Here is an 18,858-nt window from a genome sequence, read left to right on the forward strand (position 1 = left end):
CTCGAATCTGGCAATTATGTATCATTTTATACAATGCCCGGTTGCGAGGCTGTCTTGATACGGGTTGCGGGCTTTAAGTAAGTTAGAAGTTGAAACGGATTCGGCGGATAGCGCGAAGTGTGCTGGCTTATATCAGACTTGTCCTAGAGCAATTTATTGGGGCAAGGTATTTGTTTGGTTGTATTGTACTTCTTGTTTTAAACGGATACATGTGTGGCGCATGTTGCGGGTTGAGCATTCTTTTGTCGTTCTATAAATTTGTTCTACAGCCGATGAGGTTGTTCAATTATTTATAGGAGGTTTTTATGTCGTCTATCAATGCTAACTCAAACGTGGCTGCTGATTATCAGAGGTACGAAAATAATAACTTTAATGAGAAGGGGCAAAACAATCCGCTGGATCAGGCGGCCGGGGAAGATGCTGAGTATTTGGGTGCGCAAAATCAGCCGATTGATCATGAGATTCAATCCGACGGTAATGGTGGTTTCTATCAGCCAGGTACGGGCAGGGGGCAGCCGGGTAATGGTGAACCGGGGTTAGGAAGCATCAACGTTGGAGCGGGGCATCAAATTGACTTTGATGGTGCGGAGCCTCCGCGGTCGCTGCACTATTAAGGCGCCCGTGGGCGTGTAACGTCGAAAAGAATGCTGCTGCATGGGTATGCGCAGCATTCATGTCGTCTCGTTGTTATTGCGTTTTTTGGGTAATGGGTTTTATGCCGTTGATCATGTTGATAGTTGCAGGTGCGGTTTAAAGGAAGGGTTGGTTTGAACGTTAACCAAGCGTATTAATTTGCCCGTCAGTGCTCTTTGCTCCGGTGTGTTCGCGGCGCGAAGCAACTAATCCTGTATTGTCTTATCGGAACTTTCTCACATGACGTATCGGTGTGCCGGTGTAGGCTATCTTCGCTGGCGATGTTAGTGTGGTCGACCCTCTATGCTGAACGGTGTCGTTCATGATCCGTATGTACCCTGTGTTGCTTGCTGCTCTCCTGGCAATCTCCGGTTGCGGGACCATCAACACCGTCTTTCGCCCGGACGCTGTCGCCAGCCAGAACCTCAAGGAGTCGCGCAGCTACTGCGAAAATATCCCGCGCATCTACAGTGGGGTGATCTACGGGTTTTGTACGCTCAATGCTGAGCCCGCCCCAGAAAAAAGCCTGAATGACCGAGCCCTGTCGGACCACGAGAACAATGCCTTCCCGATCATCGCCATCGAGTTCATCGGCTCTGGCGTGCTGGACACCCTGGTCCTGCCCTACACGATCTACCGTCAGAACAAGGACGGCAGCATCGAGATCTTCCGCTGAACCTCCTCGACGCTCGCCGCTAACAGCTTCCTCCTGCTTTTGAGCTATAATCCCGCCCTTTAGCTGTTTCTCGCCCAGGCGAGAGGCACACTTTTTTCAGGCGTAACGCGCCTGCATGCAGACTAAAAGAGGCTAGACCCCTGTGGCATTGACGATTCTTGGCCTGTCCGGCGCCCTTAGCCATGATCCTTCCGCAGCCCTGTATATCGACGGCAAGCTGATCGCGGCCGCCGAAGAAGAACGCTTCGTGCGCGACAAGCATGCAAAGCACCGCATGCCCTACGAATCGGCGAAATTCTGCCTGGAACAGGCCGGCATCAAGCCCTCCGACGTTGATGTGGTCGCGATCCCGTTCGCCCCGATCAGCCTGTTCGGCGAAGCGCGCTGGCACTATGCCAAGCGTTACTGGTACGCCCCGGACCGCGCTCTCGATGCGATCCTGATGGGCAACCGGCGCTACAAGCGCTACCGCAACAAGATCGTCTGGTGCCTGGAACAGCTGGGCTTCGATCCGAAGAAAATCAAGATCGAGCCGGTTGAACACCACTTGGCCCACGCCTCCAGTGCCTACCACTGCTCCGGCTTCAAGGAGAAAACCGCGATCCTGGGGATCGACGGCAAGGGTGAGTACGCCACCACGTTCTTCGGCTACGGCGAAAACGGCAAGATCCACAAGATCAAGGAATTCTACGATCCGGACTCCCTCGGCGGCCTGTACGGCGCGGTCACCGAGTTTCTCGGTTTCGAGATGCTCGACGGCGAGTTCAAGGTCATGGGCATGGCGCCTTATGGCGATGCCAGCAAGTACGATTTCTCGCGCCTGGCCTCCTTTGAAAACGGCGAGCTGGTGATCAACACCGACTACGCCAACGTCATCGGCCTGCGTCGTTATAAAGAGAAGGGCAAGGGTTTCTACTTCTCGCCCAAACTGATCGAGTGGCTGGGGCCCAAGCGCGAAGGCGACATCGCCGACGAGCCGTACATCCACTACGCGGCCAGCATGCAGGCGCTGTTCGAGAAGCTGTCCCTGCAGATGATCGACTACTACCTGGGCGACATCCTCAAGGAAACCGGCAAGCTGGCCTTCGCCGGCGGCTGTGCGCTGAACGTCAAGCTGAACCAGAAGATCATTGCCCGTGACGACGTGAAAGAGCTGTTCGTGCAACCGGCGTCCGGCGATGCCGGCACCGCCGTGGGCGCCGCCGCTTACGTGTCCAACGCCCGTGGTGTGCCGGTGGAGAAGATGGAACACGTCTACCTCGGCCCGTCCTACAGCAACGAAGACGTGATCGCCGCTTGCGCCAAGCACCCGAGCAAGCCGGACTGGCGCAAGATCGACAGCATGCCTAAACGCATCGCCAAGATCATGGTCGACGGCAACCCGGTGGCCTGGTTCCAGGGGCGCATGGAGTTTGGCCCGCGTGCCTTGGGCGGTCGTTCGATCATTGGCTGCCCGAGCGCTACCGGCGTGGCGGACCGTATCAACCATCAGATCAAGTTCCGCGAGCGCTGGAGGCCTTTCTGCCCGTCGATGCTCGACACCGTGGCCCCGCTGATGATCAAGGTCGATCACCCGGCGCCGTTCATGACCTTCACCTTTGAAGTGTCGGAAGAGTGGAAAACCCGCGTGCCGGAAGTGGTCCATGAGGACGGCACGTCCCGCGCCCAGGTGCTCAAGCGCGAATACAACCCGCGCTACTACGACATGATGAAAGAACTCGAAGTGCTGACCGGCAACGGCGTGTCCCTGAACACTTCGCTCAACCGTCGTGGCGAAGCGATGATCTGCTCGCCGACCGATGCGCTGAACATGTTCTTCGGTTCCGACCTGCAGTACCTGATCATGGAAGACATCCTGGTGGTCAAGGACGGCGTGGACCCTTATGACGCTGTGGTTTAAATGCTGAATCGCTTCCAGGGTTGGCGTGAACGCGGCTGGGTACCTGTCGAGGCCGAGGTCTACGCCCAGGCCTGGCAGCGGTTTGGCGGCAGCGTGGCGACGCATCCGCTGATCGTCGAACGGTTGGCGGACCTGGCGCAGATTCCGGTGCGCTACCTGGGCTGGGAGCAGGACGGCGAACTCAAGGGCGCGATTGCCACTTGGGGGCGCGACCTGGCCTTGTCCAAGGACGTGCTCAAGCGGCGCGGCAAGAAAGGCGTGTTCGATCTGGGCAATGCCGAAATCATCCTGCCGATCGCCGCCGACGCGCAGTTGCCGGTACGCCACCGTGGGCGCTACCTGTCGGCGTTGAACGAGGGGCGCGTCAGCACCCTCAAGCCCCAGGCCGAGCAGTTGGCCATGGCGCGCACCCCGGAAGACCTGTCGAAGAAGTTTCGCTACAACCAGCGCCGCGAATTGCGGTTGCTCGAAGAAGCCGGCGGCGTGGTGCGGGCGGTGAGTGAGTTTTCCAGCGGCGAGCTGGCGGCGATCTACTGCGACCTGTTCCAGCGCCGCTGGGGCTTCCCGGCCACCGGCGCCGAGCATCTGGCGCAGGTGCTGGGCTTGCTCAAGGAGTTCCTGGTGGGCTCGGTACTGTTTCTCAACGATGCGCCGATTGCCGTGCAACTGGTGTATCGCGTCGAGGCGCCCGAGTGGGTCAGCATCGAATACGTCAACGGCGGTGTCGACCCCCAGACTCGTGAATTCAGCCCCGGCAGCGTGTTGAGTTTCCTCAATACGCAAAGCGCCTGGGAACAGGCGCGGGCCGTGGATAAACCGCTGCGCTTTTCCTTCGGGCGCGCCGACCGTGAATACAAGGAGCGCTGGTGCAACCCGGTGCCGGTGTTCAGCCTATGAGCCGCAAGCAGCAACTGCTCAAGCGTCATCGGCGCACCAAGCGCATCGCGCTGCTGATTGGCTTGCTGGTGCTGATCGCGGCCGGTGTGCTCGTGGCCTGGTGGCTGCCGTTGATTCTGGCGGTGGTGCTGTGGGCGGCCCATGAAGCCTGGTTTGCCGATCATCTGTTCTATTCGCCCAACGAGGATTATGCCTACGCATTCCCTCACGGCAGTGAAGTGCCAGGCCTGCGCCTGGACGCGGGGCGGCTGCTGCTGGACGCGCCGCTGGCGGCGGACGACACCCTGATCGTCGGCATCGAGCTGCGCAGCTCGTGGCTCGGGCGTTTCATCGACCCGGCGGTGGAACTGCTGGGCCTGCAAACGCCGGACCGGCAAGTGTTCGAGCGTGGCGTCGGCGGGCGCCGTTACCTCAACCTGACCGGCGCCGCCGACGCATTGGCCGCCGGCAAACTGCGGGTGCGCGGGCGTTTTTGCCGGATCAACGGCCAGCCGACGCTGTGGCGTTTCCGTCAGCCGGATTATCGCCAGCAACGTGTGATGGTGATTGCGCCCCATGCCGACGACGCCGAACTGGCGGCCTTCAGCCTGTACAGCCAGGCGGCCGAAAGTTGGATCGTCACGTTGACCGCCGGTGAAATCGAAGCCGAGCATTATCAACAGATGGGCCTGCCCAAGGCGCAAGCGGCGCAACTCAAAGGGCGCCTGCGGGCCTGGGACAGCATTGCCGTGCCGCGCTGGGCCGGCGTTCCCGAAGCGCAGTGCGTGCAATTGGGCTACTTCTGCATGCAGTTGGCGGCCATGCAGGCCGCGCCGGACCAGGCTCAAGCCTCCCGCGAGGCGCAATTGAGCGATACGCGGCTGTTTCGTCAGTTCAATGCCTTTGCGCTGCCCGGCGACGTGGACGGCGCGCCGACCTGGCACAACCTGATCGCCGACCTGCGCGCGCTGCTGCTCAAGGCGCGACCGCAGGTGATCGTGCTGCCGACGCCGTTGCTCGACCCGCACGCCGACCATATCTGCGCTCACGCGGCGATACTGGAAGCCCTGGAAGGCCTGGCGTGGCAGCCCGACACATTGCTCGGCTACGCCAATCACTTGCATGATAACGACCGCTGGCCCATGGGCGACTCGGGCGCCGGCGTGGCCCTGCCGCCGCGTTTCGACACCGCGGACGAACTGGTCCCCTGCAGTTTCACGCTCGCCTTGAGTCAGCAGCAGGACAAGGCCATGGCCCTGGGCATGATGCACGACCTGCAACCGCGCGCGCCGTTCAAGCGCCGTGTGCGTCGCTGGTTGCAACAGGTGCTGGCCGGGCGTAGCCCATCGCCATACGGAGAGAACGAATTCTTCCGCAAGGCTGTGCGTCGGCATGAATTGCTGTGGGTCCTGAAACAGGACTGAGACCTTATTTACGGCAGACCGCATCCGTTTGCCGCACCATTTTTTGCCGGGCTGCGCGCCCGCAGCCAGATCGCTGCATGGAGAGTTATGAAGCCTCGTTTCAAGGTTTTGCAGTTACAGCCGGACTACAACGTCAAGACCAATGACTTTGCCGACCTGGGTGAGCAGATCGTCAAATCGTTGCCGGTTGAACGCTTCGAGGTGACATCGGGGTATCTCAGTGGCCGCCCGTTACCGGGCCAGCCGCTGAGCGTGGCCGAGCACTCCCACTATTTCGAACTGCCGGAGAAGTCCCTCAAGGGCATCCGCTTTGGCGCCATGTGGCAGATCTACAAGTATTGCCGCGAGCAGAAGTTCGATGTGGTCATCTGCAACCGCTTCAAGTCGGTGAACATGATGCTGTCCCTCAACCGCTGGTTGAAGATCCCGCTGTGCATCGGTATCTCCCATGGTTTCGGCGAGTACGCCCGTGGCTACCGCCGGCGTCAGACCCAGCGCTGGGTGAGCCCGGCGTGGCGCTTCGTCGGCGTGTCGGAGGCGGTGCAGGAGTACCTGGTGGCGCTCAATTGCGGGTTCACCCGTGAAAACACCACCTATGTCACCAACGCCATCGACATCCCGCAGGCAGAAGCCTTGCAGTTGCCGCGCGATGAAGCACGCAAGGCCCTGGGCCTGCCGCTGGACGCGCGGATGATCGGCGCCCTGGGCCGCCTGGTGCCGATCAAGGGCCACACGCATCTGCTGCAGGCGTTTGCCACGCTCAAGGACAAATACCCGCAGGCACAGGTGGGGATCATCGGTTCCGGCCGCGCCGAAGCCGACCTGCGTGCCGACATCGAGCGCCTCGGCCTGACCGGTCGCGCGCACCTGTTGGGGTTCCGTGAAGACGGCATGAAGTACGTGCGCGGTTTCGATATCTGGACCATGCCGTCGCTGTTCGAAGGCCTGGGCCTGGCGCTGCTGGAAGGCATGAGCGGGCATTTGCCGGTGATCGCCTCCAACGGCCCGGCGATGCTGCCGCTGGTGCAGGGCGCGGGCGGGCTGTCTCACGATCCGGGCAACGTCGAGCAACTGGCCGCGGCGCTGGATACCTACCTGGCACTGAGCGATGAGCAATTGCGTGCCAAAGGGGAGGAGGTGTTCCGTTACCTGGTAGCCAACCACACCCTGGACGAGTTCAAGCACAAGTACCTGACCCTGATTGAAACCGGTTTGCGTGAAGTAGGTAGAGCATGAATCAGCCACAACCCCTGGTCTCGGTGATCATCGCGTCCTACAACCATGGCCCGTACATCGAGCAGAGCATCCTCAGCGTGCTGGGGCAGACCTACGCGAACATCGAACTGTTGGTGGTCGACGATGGCTCCAAGGACGACAGCGTCGAGCGCATCCGGCGCTTGCAGGCCGAGCACGGCTTTGATTTCCAGGTCCAGCAGAACCAGGGGCTGACCAATACGCTCAACGGCGCGATCGCCCGGGCCAAAGGCACGCTGATCGCGCCGTTCGGTTCCGACGACATCATGTTGCCCGAGCGCATTGCGGCCCAGGTCGCCTATATGGAAGGCAAGCCCAAGGTCGGCATCTGCGCGGGCAACATCGAGTTGATCGATGGCGATGGCCAGCCCTATCCCGACAAGAAGCAGCACCGGGACCTGCCGTTTCGCAGCCTGGACTTCGATGACCTGTTCCTGGACCGTAAGCCGTTCCCACCAGCACCGACCCTGTTGATCCGCCGCGAAGCGCTGGAGCAGGTGGGGGGCTTCGATCCGCTGATTCCGCTGGAAGACTTGCTGATCGAATTGAAGATCACCCACGCCGGCTACACCATCGACGTGTTGAACATGGTCATGGCGCGCTATCGCCAGCACGCCACCAACACGTACAAGAACCATCGCTACATGATTCAGAACATCCTCAAGACTTATGGATTGTTCAGCGAACACCCGTCGTATGACGCGGTGCGCTACAACTTCCTCAACTCGATGTTCCTCAAGACCGCAGACCGTGACCGGCCGTTGGCGCGGGAGATCCTCAAGCAGATCCCGTTGAAGTTCTGGGGGCGCAAGACCCTGCGCGGGCTGGTGCGGTTGTACCTGGCGCCCCTCAGAAGCTGAGGCGGCGGTGGCAGTGAAAAAGGCGACTATCAGCAGTGATAGTCGCCTTTTTTATCAGGCGGCCGGGCTAGCCAGGCCCTGGACCTGCTCGCGGATTTTTGCCGTGGCTTTTGGGCTGGCGATGCTGGCGTAACCCTTGGCCAGTTGCTCGAAGTGCGTTTCGAACAGCCAGTTACGGTCCTGCGGGTAACGTTGCATATGGCGCAGGTTGCGTTGGCGCAAGGCATTGCGCAGGGCCGACGGGAAGATGCGCAGGTCGGCGATATCGATCAGCGCGAACTCGCCGTCATCCATCAGCAGCACGTTGCCCAGGTGCAGCGAGCGGAAGTACACACCACGCTCATACAATTGGGCCATGAATCGACCGAAGCGCTCGATCAGCGATTCGCGCAGGCTACTGTCCAGGCTTTGCAGGGCCTGGCGCAGGGTCAGGCCGGGCAGTGGCGAGTAGGTGACGGCACTGCTGGCGTCGCGCAGGCTGTACACGCCGAGGATCTGCGGGGTGGGAATGCCCAGGCTGCGTAATTGTTCGGCGTTGCTGGCAAACCGTTCCGAGTAAGGGTTGAAGCTGCCCGAGGTGTACCAGCGGCGTGCGCGGAAAACCTTGAGGAAACTGCCGTCTTCCAGGCGCAGGACTTTCGGGCCCAGGCCGTCGGCTTCAATCACATGGGCGTTGTGGCACAGTTGATCGAAGGCCTCGGCCTTGAGGGTTTGCACCGGCATGCGCAGCAGGCTGTGACGGCGCTGGGCGATGCTCAGGCCGGCGATGATCGCCAAAGGAATCCACAGCAGGAACCAGTGTTCCTTGGGCCGCGACAGGATGCCGCCGCCCTCAGTCAGGCCGGCGCCGATGCCGTAGGCCAGCAGGGAGGACGCAAGGATGAACAGCGGTTGCGCCCGTTCTTTGAGGCTTTTGTACAGGCCCCAGCCGAGCATGAAGATCCACGGGATAAAGCCGATGATGCCGACGTAATACAGCACGCCCAGGGCAAAGCTATGGGGTTCGCGCAGTTCCAAGCCGTCGGCCAGGGTCAGGTACAGCTCGGAGTCGTAGCTGTGGCCGATCCACGGGTGTTCGGCGATGCGCTGCAGCGACATGCTCCACAATTCGAGGCGGAACGAGCTACCGCGGTTGGTGATCAGTTCAGGGTAGAACAGCAAGAGCGCCGCGGCGCTCAGGAGCAAGCCCGCAATCATCAAGGCCGAGCGGCGGTTGCGGCTGACAAAACTCATCCACAGGATGGCCAGGGTCAGTGCCACCAGCGGCGTGCGGGAACCGGTGGCCAGCACCGCGAGGGTCATGATTGCCAGGGCCGGTACGCTGAACCACAGCACCTGAAAGCGCTGGCTGGTCATGCAGACATACAACCAGTAGACGCTGAAAAAACCGAACACGTGGGAACTGAGCAGCGGGTTGTCGAGGGCGCCGCGGCCGCCGATCATGCGTATTTCAAGGCCCGGCTCAAACCCCTTGGCGAAGGCCACCAGGTCACACAGGGTCGCCACCAGTGCGATCACTGCCGCACTGAAGAACACGGGCTTGAACAGGTCGTTGCGGTAATGCAGCAAGAGCCCGCAGCCGGCAAACAACATGAACGTGTGCAGCGGTCGCTTGAACAGGTCGGTGTCGGGATGAAACTCTGGGCTCCAGAACAGGCTGGTCAGGGCCCAGGCGGAGAAGACCAGGAATGCGATGGCCAGCGGCTCACGCAGCAACTCCATGAATTCCCTGGGGCGCAGGCACAACAGCAACAAGGTCGGCGCGCTGAACAGGACGTAGTAGAACCTGTGCAGCACGTTGCGATTGGTGACGAAGAACAGCGAACTCAGCAGAAGCAACAAGCCAATGGGCAAAATCCATAGGACCAGGAAGTCGAAGACGCGATTTGAGCCATAGGTAAGACGCTTGCACTGCATACGGTAAAAGCCATTTCAGAAATAGAAAGCCGACCATCTTAAAGTAGTGGCTATATAATGTCGCCGGTTGGATTTCGCCGGCCCGCGGGTCATGTGGGGTGCAAGTACAACAGAGAAGCTGTGCTAAAGTCAGCCTCCTTTTTTAAAACGCCGCGTGATATGACCGACTCCAGTCCGAGCGCAAGCCCTTCGAGCTTGAAAATATACTTCCGCCTGCTCAGTTACGTCAGGCCCTATGCGGGTTTGTTCGCGCTGAGTATTGTCGGATTTCTGATTTTCGCGTCGACCCAGCCGATGCTGGGGTACATCCTCAAGTACTTTGTCGACGGCCTTTCGAACCCGCAAGCCGTGTTGTTCCCCAGCGTGCCGTTCCTGCGCGACCTGCAGTTGCTGCAGGCCGTGCCGCTGCTGATCATCCTGATCGCCGCCTGGCAGGGCCTGGGTTCGTTCCTCGGTAACTACCTGCTGGCCAAGGTTTCCCTGGGCCTGGTCCACGACCTGCGGGTGCAACTGTTCAACAACCTGCTGACACTGCCCAACCGCTACTTCGACAATCACAACTCCGGGCACCTGATTTCCCGCATCACCTTCAACGTGACCATGGTCACGGGGGCGGCGACCGATGCGATCAAGGTGGTGATTCGCGAAGGCATGACCGTGATCTTCCTGTTCGCTTCGCTGCTGTTCATGAACTGGCGTCTGACGCTGGTGATGATCGCCATCCTGCCGTTGATTGCGGTGATGGTCAGCACGGCCAGCAAGAAATTCCGCAAACAGAGCAAGAAGATCCAGGTGGCCATGGGCGACGTGACCCACGTGGCGTCTGAGACCATCCAGGGTTACCGCGTCGTGCGCAGCTTCGGCGGCGAGATCTACGAGGAAAAACGCTTCCTCAAGGCCAGCCAGAGCAACACCAACAAGCAACTGCGCATGACCCGCACCGGGGCGATCTACACCCCGGCGCTGCAACTGGTGATCTACACCGCCATGGCCGTGCTGATGTTCCTGGTGCTTTACCTGCGCGGCGACGCATCGGCGGGCGACATGGTGGCCTACATCACTTTGGCCGGTCTGCTGCCTAAGCCGATCCGCCAGTTGTCGGAAGTCAGTTCGACCATCCAGAAGGGTGTGGCGGGCGCCGAGAGCATTTTCGAACAGCTGGACGAAGAGGCTGAAGTCGACAACGGCACGATCGAGCGCGACAAGGTCAGCGGCCATCTGGAGGTGCGTCACCTCAACTTCACCTATCCCGGCACCGAACGCCCTGTGCTCAAGGACATCAGCTTTACCGCCGAGCCTGGGCAGATGATCGCCCTGGTGGGGCGCTCGGGCAGCGGCAAGTCGACTCTGGCCAGCCTGATCCCGCGCTTCTACCACCATGCAAGCGGTGAAATCCTGCTCGATGGCGTCGAGATCGAAGACTACAAACTGCTCAACCTGCGCAAGCACATCGCCCAGGTGACCCAGCACGTGACCCTGTTCAGCGACACGGTGACCAACAACATCGCCTACGGCGACCTGGCCGGCGCACCACGGGCCGACGTCGAAGCCGCCGCGATGGATGCCAACGCCAAGGACTTCATTGACCAGTTGCCTAAAGGCTTCGACACCCAGGTCGGCGAAAACGGCGTGCTGCTGTCCGGCGGTCAACGCCAGCGCCTGGCAATTGCCCGCGCCCTGCTCAAGAATGCGCCGCTGCTGATTCTCGACGAGGCCACCTCGGCCCTCGACACTGAGTCCGAGCGCCACATTCAGGCGGCGCTGGACAAGGTCATGCAAGGCCGCACGACCCTGGTGATCGCGCACCGCCTGTCCACCATCGAGAAGGCCGACCTGATCCTGGTGATGGACGACGGGCGTATTGTCGAGCGCGGCACCCACGGTCAATTGCTTGCACAGAACGGCTACTACGCCCGCCTGCATGCCATGGGCCTGGATGCCCCGGTGTCGGCGGATATCACCTGATACCCTTGGTGGGGCGGGCAATCCGCCTCACCAACGTTCCTGCAACATCTTCTGTCACACCCCCACAAGCCTTCTGTAACCCTGTGCTAATATCGCGCCCCTGTTCATTTTGTATGTGGGTTGCTCCATGAAGTTGTCCATGCCGCGATTCGATCAAGCCCCTGTCTTGGTGGTCGGCGATGTCATGCTCGACCGTTACTGGCATGGCGGAACCTCACGGATTTCCCCTGAGGCGCCGGTACCGGTAGTCAAGGTCGAGCAAATCGAAGACCGTCCAGGCGGCGCTGCCAACGTTGCCCTCAATATTGCCGCCCTCGGCGCCCCTGCCTCCCTGGTGGGCGTGACCGGCGACGACGAAGCCGCCGACAGCCTGGCCAACAGCCTGCGCGGTGCCGGCGTGCGCGCGCTGTTCCAGCGCATCGCCCATCAGCCGACCATCGTCAAGCTGCGGGTCATGAGCCGTCACCAGCAATTGCTGCGCATCGATTTCGAAGAACCCTTCGCCACCGACGCCCTGGCCCTCAGCGCGCAGGTCGATGAGTTGCTCGAAGGCATCAAGGTGCTGGTGTTGTCCGACTACGGCAAAGGCGCGCTGAAGAACCACCAGATGCTGATCCAGGCCGCCAAGGCCCGCAATATTCCGGTGCTGGCCGATCCCAAGGGCAAGGACTTCTCGATTTATCGCGGCGCCAGCCTGATCACGCCGAACCTCAGCGAGTTCGAAGCCATCGTCGGCGGTTGCGCCGATGAGCACGAATTGGTGAGCAAGGGCGCGACGCTGATGGCCGAACTGGACCTGGGCGCCTTGCTGGTGACCCGTGGCGAGCACGGCATGACCTTGCTGCGCCCGGGCTATGCGGCGATGCACCTGCCAGCGCGTGCGCGTGAAGTGTTCGACGTCACCGGCGCCGGCGACACCGTGATTTCCACCCTGGCCGCCTCCATCGCGGCCGGCGAGGAATTGCCCCACGCCGTGGCCCTGGCCAACCTGGCAGCGGGCATCGTGGTCGGCAAGCTCGGCACCGCCGCGATCAGCGCGCCCGAACTGCGCCGTGCGATCCAGCGTTCCGAAGGCTCCGAGCGTGGGGTGTTGAGTCTCGAGCAATTGCTGCTGGCGATTGACGACGCGCGCGCCCACAACGAAAGCATTGTGTTCACCAATGGCTGTTTCGACATCCTGCATGCCGGTCATGTGACGTACCTGGAACAGGCGCGCGCCCAAGGCGATCGCCTGATCGTCGCGGTCAATGACGATGCGTCGGTCAGCCGCCTGAAAGGTCCGGGCCGCCCGATCAACAGTGTCGACCGACGCATGGCGGTCCTGGCCGGCCTGGGTGCGGTGGACTGGGTGATCAGCTTCCCCGAAGCCACCCCGGAAAACCTGCTGGCCCAGGTCAAGCCCGATGTGCTGGTCAAGGGCGGCGACTATTCCGTCGACCAGGTGGTCGGCGCCGACATCGTCAGCGCCTACGGCGGCAAGGTCAAAGTGCTGGGGTTGGTTGAGAACAGCTCGACGACCGCGATCGTGGAAAAAATCCGCAATCACGAATAAGGCTTGCGGCCGTAGGCGCGGGCCTGCTCGCTCCTACGGTCTGGCCTTCTTTGGCACGATCTTGCGCAACATCTGCCGGGCCTTGCCGGTCAGGCGCTTGAGCTTCGACTCTTTCTCCGGGACGGCCAGGCCTTGCTGCCTGAGCCAATCCTTCCAACGAATCCGCTCGTCGCGCACCACCCAGCCGTCCTGCTGGGCGAAGCTCTCCGCCAGGTACAAACCCCGCGTGCTCGCCGGGTACAGCTGATCTTTCTTGACCGTATACAGTTCGGCGAGCGGCTGCCCGTCCTTCAAGGGCATCAGGTACAGGTCCGGGCGCTGGCGGTCCAGGCGCGCGACCAGTTGATCGCCTTCGAGTCGCTCATCCACATGGAACAGGCTCAAGGATTTGGCTTCCTTGGGCACCTCCAGGCGCAAGTCATAAATCAATTGCAGCGAGGCCGTAGGCAAGTGGACGTAGGCCCGTGGGCGCTCGATCAGTTGCGTGGTCGCGCATCGCACCGGGCGGGCCGCGCCGGACAAGGGGCTCAAGCGAAACGGCAAGGCTTCGCGGTAGTGCAGCGCGGCGGAGTAGGGCGCCGGCAGCCAGGTGTCGTTGAAGCGCCCGCTGAGCCAGCCTTCGGGCGTCTCCAGCAGGCACTCTTCGGCGATTTCCTGGATGGCGGTGTGCAGCGGCAGGTTCAGCTCATGGGCGGGGACGTAGCCGGAAATCAGCTTGAGCACCACGTCGCCACGGTCCTGGCGGCGTTGGCGCACCAGCACCCAGTAATCCTTGTTTTGCCAATGCAGGGTCAAACGCACCGACACGCCGAGGTTGGCCAGCTCGAGGGCGAAACGCTCCGGGTCTGTCACTTCTACCGGCTTGCGCCGTTGCAGGGTCTGGGCAAAGTTGAGCGGCATGCCGACGCTCTGGTAGCTCAGGCCTTCGGGGGTGGCTTCGACATGCAGTGGCAGAGTCTTGAAGTTGCTGGGGTTTTTTCTTATGAGCGTTCGCGACATGTCGGCTCCTTCTTACGTCGGGGCGGCCGCGTCGGCGGCATCAGAGTTGACGAATGACCTGGGCAGCGGTCGCCACGTTGTGAGCCAGGTGCAGCGGATTAATGGTCCCGACAATAGCACTGGCGACACCCGTTTGCGCAAACAACAACATGAAACTGGCACGTATGGGGTCCATTCCCGGTTCCAGGCAGACGTGGCCGCTGGCGAGGGCTTTTTTCACCAGGATGCCTTTGCCATGGGCGGCCGCATAATCAATGACGGCTTTCTCGGCCTGTTCGTTCAGATTGTAGGTGACCATTGCGCAATCGCCCTGTTCCAGAGCCTTCACGCCGCCTTCGACGGTTTTTCCGGAGAAGCCGAAACCGCGGATTTTGCCTTCTCGTTTCAAGTCTGCGAGGGTCTGGTACACCTCGCAGTCGTTGAGAATGTGCAGGTCGTTGCCGTCGGAATGCACCAGCACCAGGTCGATAAAGTCGGTTTCCAGTCGTTTCAGGCTGCGTTCGATCGACATCCGGGTATGGGCCGCGCTGAAGTCGTGACGGGACACGCCGTTGTCGAATTCTTCGCCGACCTTGCTGACAATCACCCACTCGTTGCGCTGGCCCCGCAACAGCGGCCCCAGGCGTTCTTCGCTGCGGCCATAGGCCGGCGCGGTATCGATCAGGTTGATGCCCAACTGACGGGCCTGGCGCAGCAGCAGGCGCGCTTCGTCGTCATCGGGAATCTGGAAGCCGCTGGGGTATTTCACCCCTTGGTCGCGACCGAGCTTGACGGTGCCCAGGCCCAGCGGCGACACCAGCAGGCCGGTACTGCCCAGCGGGCGGTGCAGGTCGTGCAGGGTGGGCAGGCTCATGGCAACAGTTGCTCCCAGGCCGGTTGGCCGATGGCGGGTTTGGGCAGCTCGGGCAGCGGGGTGGCGGGGCCGGGTTGGATGCCATCGCGTTCGAGGGCGTGGAGCACCCGGTCGGCGAAGTCCGGTGCCAGGGCCAGCTTGGTCGGCCAGCCCACGAGCAGGCGGCCCTGTTCGGCGAGGAAGGCGTTGTCGGGGCGAGTCAGGCCCGATTGCAGCGGCTCGGCACGTTCGACGCGCAGGGTGGCCCATTCGGTGTGGCTCATGTCGATCCACGGCAGCAGAAGCGCCAACTCGTGCTGCGCGGTGGCGATCTGCTCCTGTGGCGTGCGTGCTACGCCGTCGGCCTCGGCGATGTCGCCGCCGATGTACCACACCCAGTTGCCATCGGCGGCCGGGTGCGTGGTCACGGTGAGGCGCGGTTTGGTGCCGCCGCCCAGGCAGTGGGCGTACAGCGGTTTCAGGCCTGGGCCTTTGGCGATGATCATGTGCAGCGCACGCTTTTGCATGGCCGGCTCGCTCAGGCCCAGGGCGGCGAGCAGATCGGCAGTGCCGCCGCCGGCGCTCAAGACGATGCGCTGGGCGCGGATCTCGCGGCCGTCGACTTTCAGACCGACCAGTGCGTCGTTTTCGCGCAGCGGTTCGATGTGTTGTCCGGCGAGCAAACCATCGCCGGCCAACTGCGCCAGGCGTCCGATCAGGCTCGGCACGTCGACCACCAATTCCGACAGGCGATAGACCTTGCCCTTGAAGCGGCGGTCCTGCAGGGCTGGCGGCAGGGCGTCGCCCTTGACCTGATCGACGCGGCCGCGCACGGCCTTGCTGGCGAAGAAGCTGGTGAGGTTGCCGGCGAGCGTGCCAGGGGACCACAGGTAATGGGCTTCGGAGAGCAGGCGCACGCCGGTCAGGTCCAGTTCGCCGTGACCGGCCAGGGCCTCACGCCAGCGCCGCGGCATATCGGCAATCGCTTCGGAGGCGCCGGTGAGCGCACCGTGCAGCGCGTATTTCGCACCGCCGTGAATGATGCCTTGGGACTTCACGCTTTGCCCGCCTCCCAGGGTGGCGTTTTCCACCACCACCGTGGAAAACCCCTGGCGGCGCAGGCGCGCATTCAGCCAGAGGCCGGCAACTCCGGCGCCGACAATCAGAACGTCGGTGGAAATAACGGATGGCATGGGCAACCTCAGTGTTCAAATCAAGGTGCCAAGTATACAGACTCAACGAATGGATCTTTGCGCGGGATCAATATTGACGCGTGAGGTCAGTGCCCCGCCGTTTTCGAGAACAGTTGAATCACCACCACGCCCAACACAATCAAGCCCATCCCCAGCATTGCCGGCAGATCGAGCTTCTGCCCATAGATGAACAGCGCCGCGACGCTGACCATCACGATGCCCATCCCAGCCCACACGGCATACGCCACGCCGACCGGCACTGTACGCACCACCAGGGTCAGCATCCAGAACGCCACGCCGTAGCCGACGATCACCAGCAGCAGTGGGATCGGTGTGCTCCAGCCTTTGATGGCTTTCATGGAAACGGTGGCGATGACTTCCGAGCAGATGGCGATGGCCAGGTAGTAGTAGGCAGGGGTCATGGTGCGGTCCTCGGTGTGTAGCGCGCTGGATAAGGTCGGCATTCTAGAGGCTCGTCAGATGGGGTAAAGTCATTACCTATCCGAATTAAAGATGGGTTGTGCCATGAATGTGCAGTGGAACCTGGAACAGATGCGCCTGTTCGTCAGCGTCGCCGAGCAGCGTTCTTTTTCGGCGGTGGCGCGCCAGCAGCGCAAGGCTCAGTCGGCGGTCAGCAACGGGATCGCCTTGCTGGAAGCGGACCTGGGCGTCAGCCTGTTCGAACGAAGCAGCGGCCGCCAGCCGCGCTTGACCGAAGCCGGCACGGTGCTGCTCGAAGAGGCTCGGGAAGTGCTGCGCCAGTGCGAACGCCTCAATGGCCGCGCACTGTCGTTGGTGCGCGGCGAAGAAGCCTGCCTGCGCCTGGCCCAGGATGAAGCGATGCTGTACCAGCCGGTCCTCGACAGTCTCGACGCCTTGGCCGGCCAGTTTCCCAACCTCGAGGTGCAGCTTTCCAGCGCTGCCCAGGGCGATGTCGCACGCAAACTGGTGGAGCGCAGGGCCGACCTGGGCATGTTGTTCTATCACGATCAAATCCCCGAAGCGTTGGAGCGGCGGGTCGTCGGCAGTGTGGAAATGGTCACGGTGTGCGGGCGTCGCCATCCGCTGGCGGCGCAGCAAACCGTGGACTGCCAGGGGTTGGCGCAGTATCGCCAGTTGCTGATGTCGACCCAGACCAGCGTCTACCCCGGCAGCGAGGCCGCCAGCCCGCAGGTGTGGCGCGCCGACAGCTTCTACGTGCTGGCCGAATGGCTTATCCGTGGCCTGGGTTGGGCCTGGTTGCCCCGGCATGTGGTGCAATACCCCGCGTACCAGAACCAAATGGTCGAACTCGACAGCGAATGGACCCCGCCGGCGCTTGTGGTCGAGCTGGTGTGGCGCCGCGATGAACCCCTGGGCCCTGCCGCGCGCTTTCTCGCCGAGCGTTTTGCCGAGTGCTTGCAGGCGATCGATTGAAAAAGCCGATAAACTCCGCCGCCATGAATAGAACTCTCTACAGCTGTCTGTTTTACCTGGCGCTGCCGTTGGTGGCTTTACGTCTATGGCTGCGTGCGCGCAAGGCGCCGGCCTACGCCAAGCGCGTGGGCGAGCGCTTTTCCTACGGCTTGCCGCGGATGCAACCGGGCGGGATCTGGGTGCATGCGGTGTCGGTGGGCGAAAGCATCGCCGCCGCGCCGATGATCCGTGGCCTGCTGGAGCGTTATCCGCAGTTGCCGATGACGGTCACCTGCATGACGCCCACCGGCTCCGAGCGTATCCAGGCATTGTTCGCCGATGAGCCGCGCGTCCAGCATTGCTACTTGCCCTATGACTTGCCCTGCGCGGCCAAGCGTTTTCTCGACCGTGTCCAGCCCAAACTGGCCGTGATCATGGAGACCGAGCTGTGGCCCAACCACATCCACGCCTGCGCCCAGCGCGGGATTCCGGTGGCGCTGGCCAATGCACGCTTGTCGGCGCGTTCGGCCAAGGGCTACGCACGTTTTGCCAGACTGACGGCGCCGATGCTGGCAGAAATGAGTCTGATCGCCGTGCAGACCGAGACTGAGGCCGAGCGTTTCCGCAGCCTGGGTGCGCGTGCGGACACGGTGCAAGTGACCGGCTCGATCAAGTTCGACCTGACCATCGACCCGCAACTGCTGGCGCGCGCGGCCGCGTTGCGCGAACAGTGGGGCGCCGGCGAGCGCCCGGTGTGGATCGCGGCGAGTACCCACGAAGGCGAAGATGAGGTGGTGCTGGCGGCCCATCGCCAACTGCTCGCCAGCTATCCCAATGCGCTGCTGATTCTGGTGCCGCGCCATCAGGAACGCTTCGGCCCGATGTTTGAGCTGTGCGAGCGACAAGGGTTCGCCACGGTGCGTCGCTCCAGCGGCGAGCCGGTCACCGCGCACACCGCCGTGTTGCTCGGCGACACCATGGGCGAGTTGCTGTTTTTGTATGCCTTGGCCGACAGCGCGTTGGTGGGTGGCAGCCTGGTCGCGACCGGCGGGCACAACCCGCTGGAACCGGCGGCGTTGGGCAAGCCAGTGATCATGGGGCCGCACCGGTTCAACTTCCTCGAAATCAGCGCAATGCTGCGCGACGCCGGGGCGTTGCGTGAGGTGGATGATGCCGAAGGTTTGGCCGAGGCCGTGCGGCAGCTGTTCGAGCTACCGCAGGATGCCCAGCGGATGGCGCAGGCGGGGCTTAAGGTGATGCAGGCCAACCAGGGCGCTTTGAAGCGACTGTTGGATGGCCTTGATCGCCTGATAACTCACTGACGCAATACCGATCCAAATGTGGAAGGGAGCAAGCCCCTTCTCACATTGGTTCTGTGGTGC

The 18,858-nt window shown here is 62.1% G+C and carries 16 protein-coding genes; 11 read left to right on the top strand and 5 right to left on the bottom strand.

The genetic code is table 11. The features are described 5' to 3' along the window. Positions 1-305: 305 nt before the first annotated feature. The 7 genes from ACP7E3_RS26350 (at position 306) to ACP7E3_RS26380 (ending at position 7,623) form a co-directional block, all read left to right on the top strand. Positions 306-614: a hypothetical protein gene (locus tag ACP7E3_RS26350; RefSeq protein ID WP_046384930.1), complete on the top strand. Its 309-nt coding sequence runs from the start codon at positions 306-308 to the stop codon at positions 612-614. Between the two features lie 341 nt (positions 615-955). Next, positions 956-1,309: a YceK/YidQ family lipoprotein gene (locus ACP7E3_RS26355; protein WP_057003658.1), complete on the top strand. Its 354-nt coding sequence runs from the start codon at positions 956-958 to the stop codon at positions 1,307-1,309. A 142-nt stretch (positions 1,310-1,451) separates the two neighbouring features. Then, positions 1,452-3,209, top strand: coding sequence for a carbamoyltransferase family protein (locus tag ACP7E3_RS26360; RefSeq protein ID WP_017849797.1), 1,758 nt, complete (start codon positions 1,452-1,454; stop codon positions 3,207-3,209). Further along, positions 3,210-4,106, top strand: a complete 897-nt coding sequence (locus ACP7E3_RS26365) for an antimicrobial resistance protein Mig-14 (RefSeq protein ID WP_126588435.1) — start codon at positions 3,210-3,212, stop codon at positions 4,104-4,106. Further along, entirely contained in the window at positions 4,103-5,509 is a 1,407-nt protein-coding gene (locus ACP7E3_RS26370; RefSeq protein ID WP_079442709.1) for a PIG-L deacetylase family protein, read from the top strand. The genes ACP7E3_RS26365 and ACP7E3_RS26370 overlap by 4 nt, the downstream gene beginning before the upstream one ends. Before the next feature lie 87 nt (positions 5,510-5,596). Beyond that, positions 5,597-6,745, top strand: coding sequence for a glycosyltransferase family 4 protein (locus ACP7E3_RS26375; RefSeq protein WP_017849794.1), 1,149 nt, complete (start codon positions 5,597-5,599; stop codon positions 6,743-6,745). Next, a complete protein-coding gene (locus ACP7E3_RS26380) occupies positions 6,742-7,623 on the top strand; it encodes a glycosyltransferase (RefSeq protein WP_017849793.1) in 882 nt (293 codons plus the stop codon). Before ACP7E3_RS26375 ends, ACP7E3_RS26380 begins: the two co-directional genes overlap by 4 nt. Positions 7,624-7,677: 54 nt before the next feature. On the opposite strand, the gene ACP7E3_RS26385 is transcribed toward ACP7E3_RS26380, so the two are convergent. Then, on the bottom strand, positions 7,678-9,540 hold the full coding sequence (locus ACP7E3_RS26385; protein ID WP_426124875.1) for an O-antigen ligase family protein: 1,863 nt from the start codon (positions 9,538-9,540) through the stop codon (positions 7,678-7,680). A gap of 159 nt (positions 9,541-9,699) precedes the next feature. Here ACP7E3_RS26385 and msbA point away from each other — a divergent pair, with 159 nt between their 5' ends. Together msbA and hldE are read left to right on the top strand one after the other, a co-directional pair. Beyond that, positions 9,700-11,505: a lipid A export permease/ATP-binding protein MsbA gene (msbA, locus tag ACP7E3_RS26390; protein WP_046384924.1), complete on the top strand. Its 1,806-nt coding sequence runs from the start codon at positions 9,700-9,702 to the stop codon at positions 11,503-11,505. A 127-nt stretch (positions 11,506-11,632) separates the two neighbouring features. Then, positions 11,633-13,057 (top strand): bifunctional D-glycero-beta-D-manno-heptose-7-phosphate kinase/D-glycero-beta-D-manno-heptose 1-phosphate adenylyltransferase HldE, encoded by a 1,425-nt coding sequence (gene hldE, locus ACP7E3_RS26395; RefSeq protein WP_026140386.1) that lies wholly within the window; start codon positions 11,633-11,635, stop codon positions 13,055-13,057. A 33-nt stretch (positions 13,058-13,090) separates the two neighbouring features. Here the strand turns inward: hldE and ACP7E3_RS26400 are convergent, their stop codons facing one another. The 4 genes from ACP7E3_RS26400 to ACP7E3_RS26415 form a co-directional block, all read right to left on the bottom strand. Next, positions 13,091-14,056: a hypothetical protein gene (locus tag ACP7E3_RS26400; RefSeq protein ID WP_017849789.1), complete on the bottom strand. Its 966-nt coding sequence runs from the start codon at positions 14,054-14,056 to the stop codon at positions 13,091-13,093. Between the two features lie 40 nt (positions 14,057-14,096). Next, positions 14,097-14,909 (bottom strand): aldo/keto reductase, encoded by an 813-nt coding sequence (locus ACP7E3_RS26405; RefSeq protein WP_017849788.1) that lies wholly within the window; start codon positions 14,907-14,909, stop codon positions 14,097-14,099. Next, the gene (locus tag ACP7E3_RS26410) at positions 14,906-16,081 is read right to left on the bottom strand and encodes an NAD(P)/FAD-dependent oxidoreductase (RefSeq protein ID WP_177029545.1); all 1,176 of its coding nucleotides are present in this window, start codon (positions 16,079-16,081) and stop codon (positions 14,906-14,908) included. The genes ACP7E3_RS26405 and ACP7E3_RS26410 overlap by 4 nt, the downstream gene beginning before the upstream one ends. 86 nt (positions 16,082-16,167) lie before the next feature. Further along, entirely contained in the window at positions 16,168-16,503 is a 336-nt protein-coding gene (locus tag ACP7E3_RS26415; RefSeq protein ID WP_026140385.1) for a DMT family transporter, read from the bottom strand. Between the two features lie 103 nt (positions 16,504-16,606). Between ACP7E3_RS26415 and ACP7E3_RS26420 the strand changes: the two genes are divergently transcribed. Both ACP7E3_RS26420 and waaA read left to right on the top strand, forming a co-directional pair. Beyond that, a complete protein-coding gene (locus ACP7E3_RS26420; RefSeq protein WP_017849785.1) occupies positions 16,607-17,497 on the top strand; it encodes a LysR family transcriptional regulator in 891 nt (296 codons plus the stop codon). Positions 17,498-17,520: 23 nt separating this feature from the next. Then, positions 17,521-18,798, top strand: a complete 1,278-nt coding sequence (waaA, locus tag ACP7E3_RS26425; RefSeq protein WP_261754556.1) for a lipid IV(A) 3-deoxy-D-manno-octulosonic acid transferase — start codon at positions 17,521-17,523, stop codon at positions 18,796-18,798. Positions 18,799-18,858 lie beyond the last annotated feature (60 nt).

Source organism: Pseudomonas sp. PSPC2-3 (assembly GCF_049898265.1).
GTDB lineage: Bacteria > Pseudomonadota > Gammaproteobacteria > Pseudomonadales > Pseudomonadaceae > Aquipseudomonas > Aquipseudomonas veronii.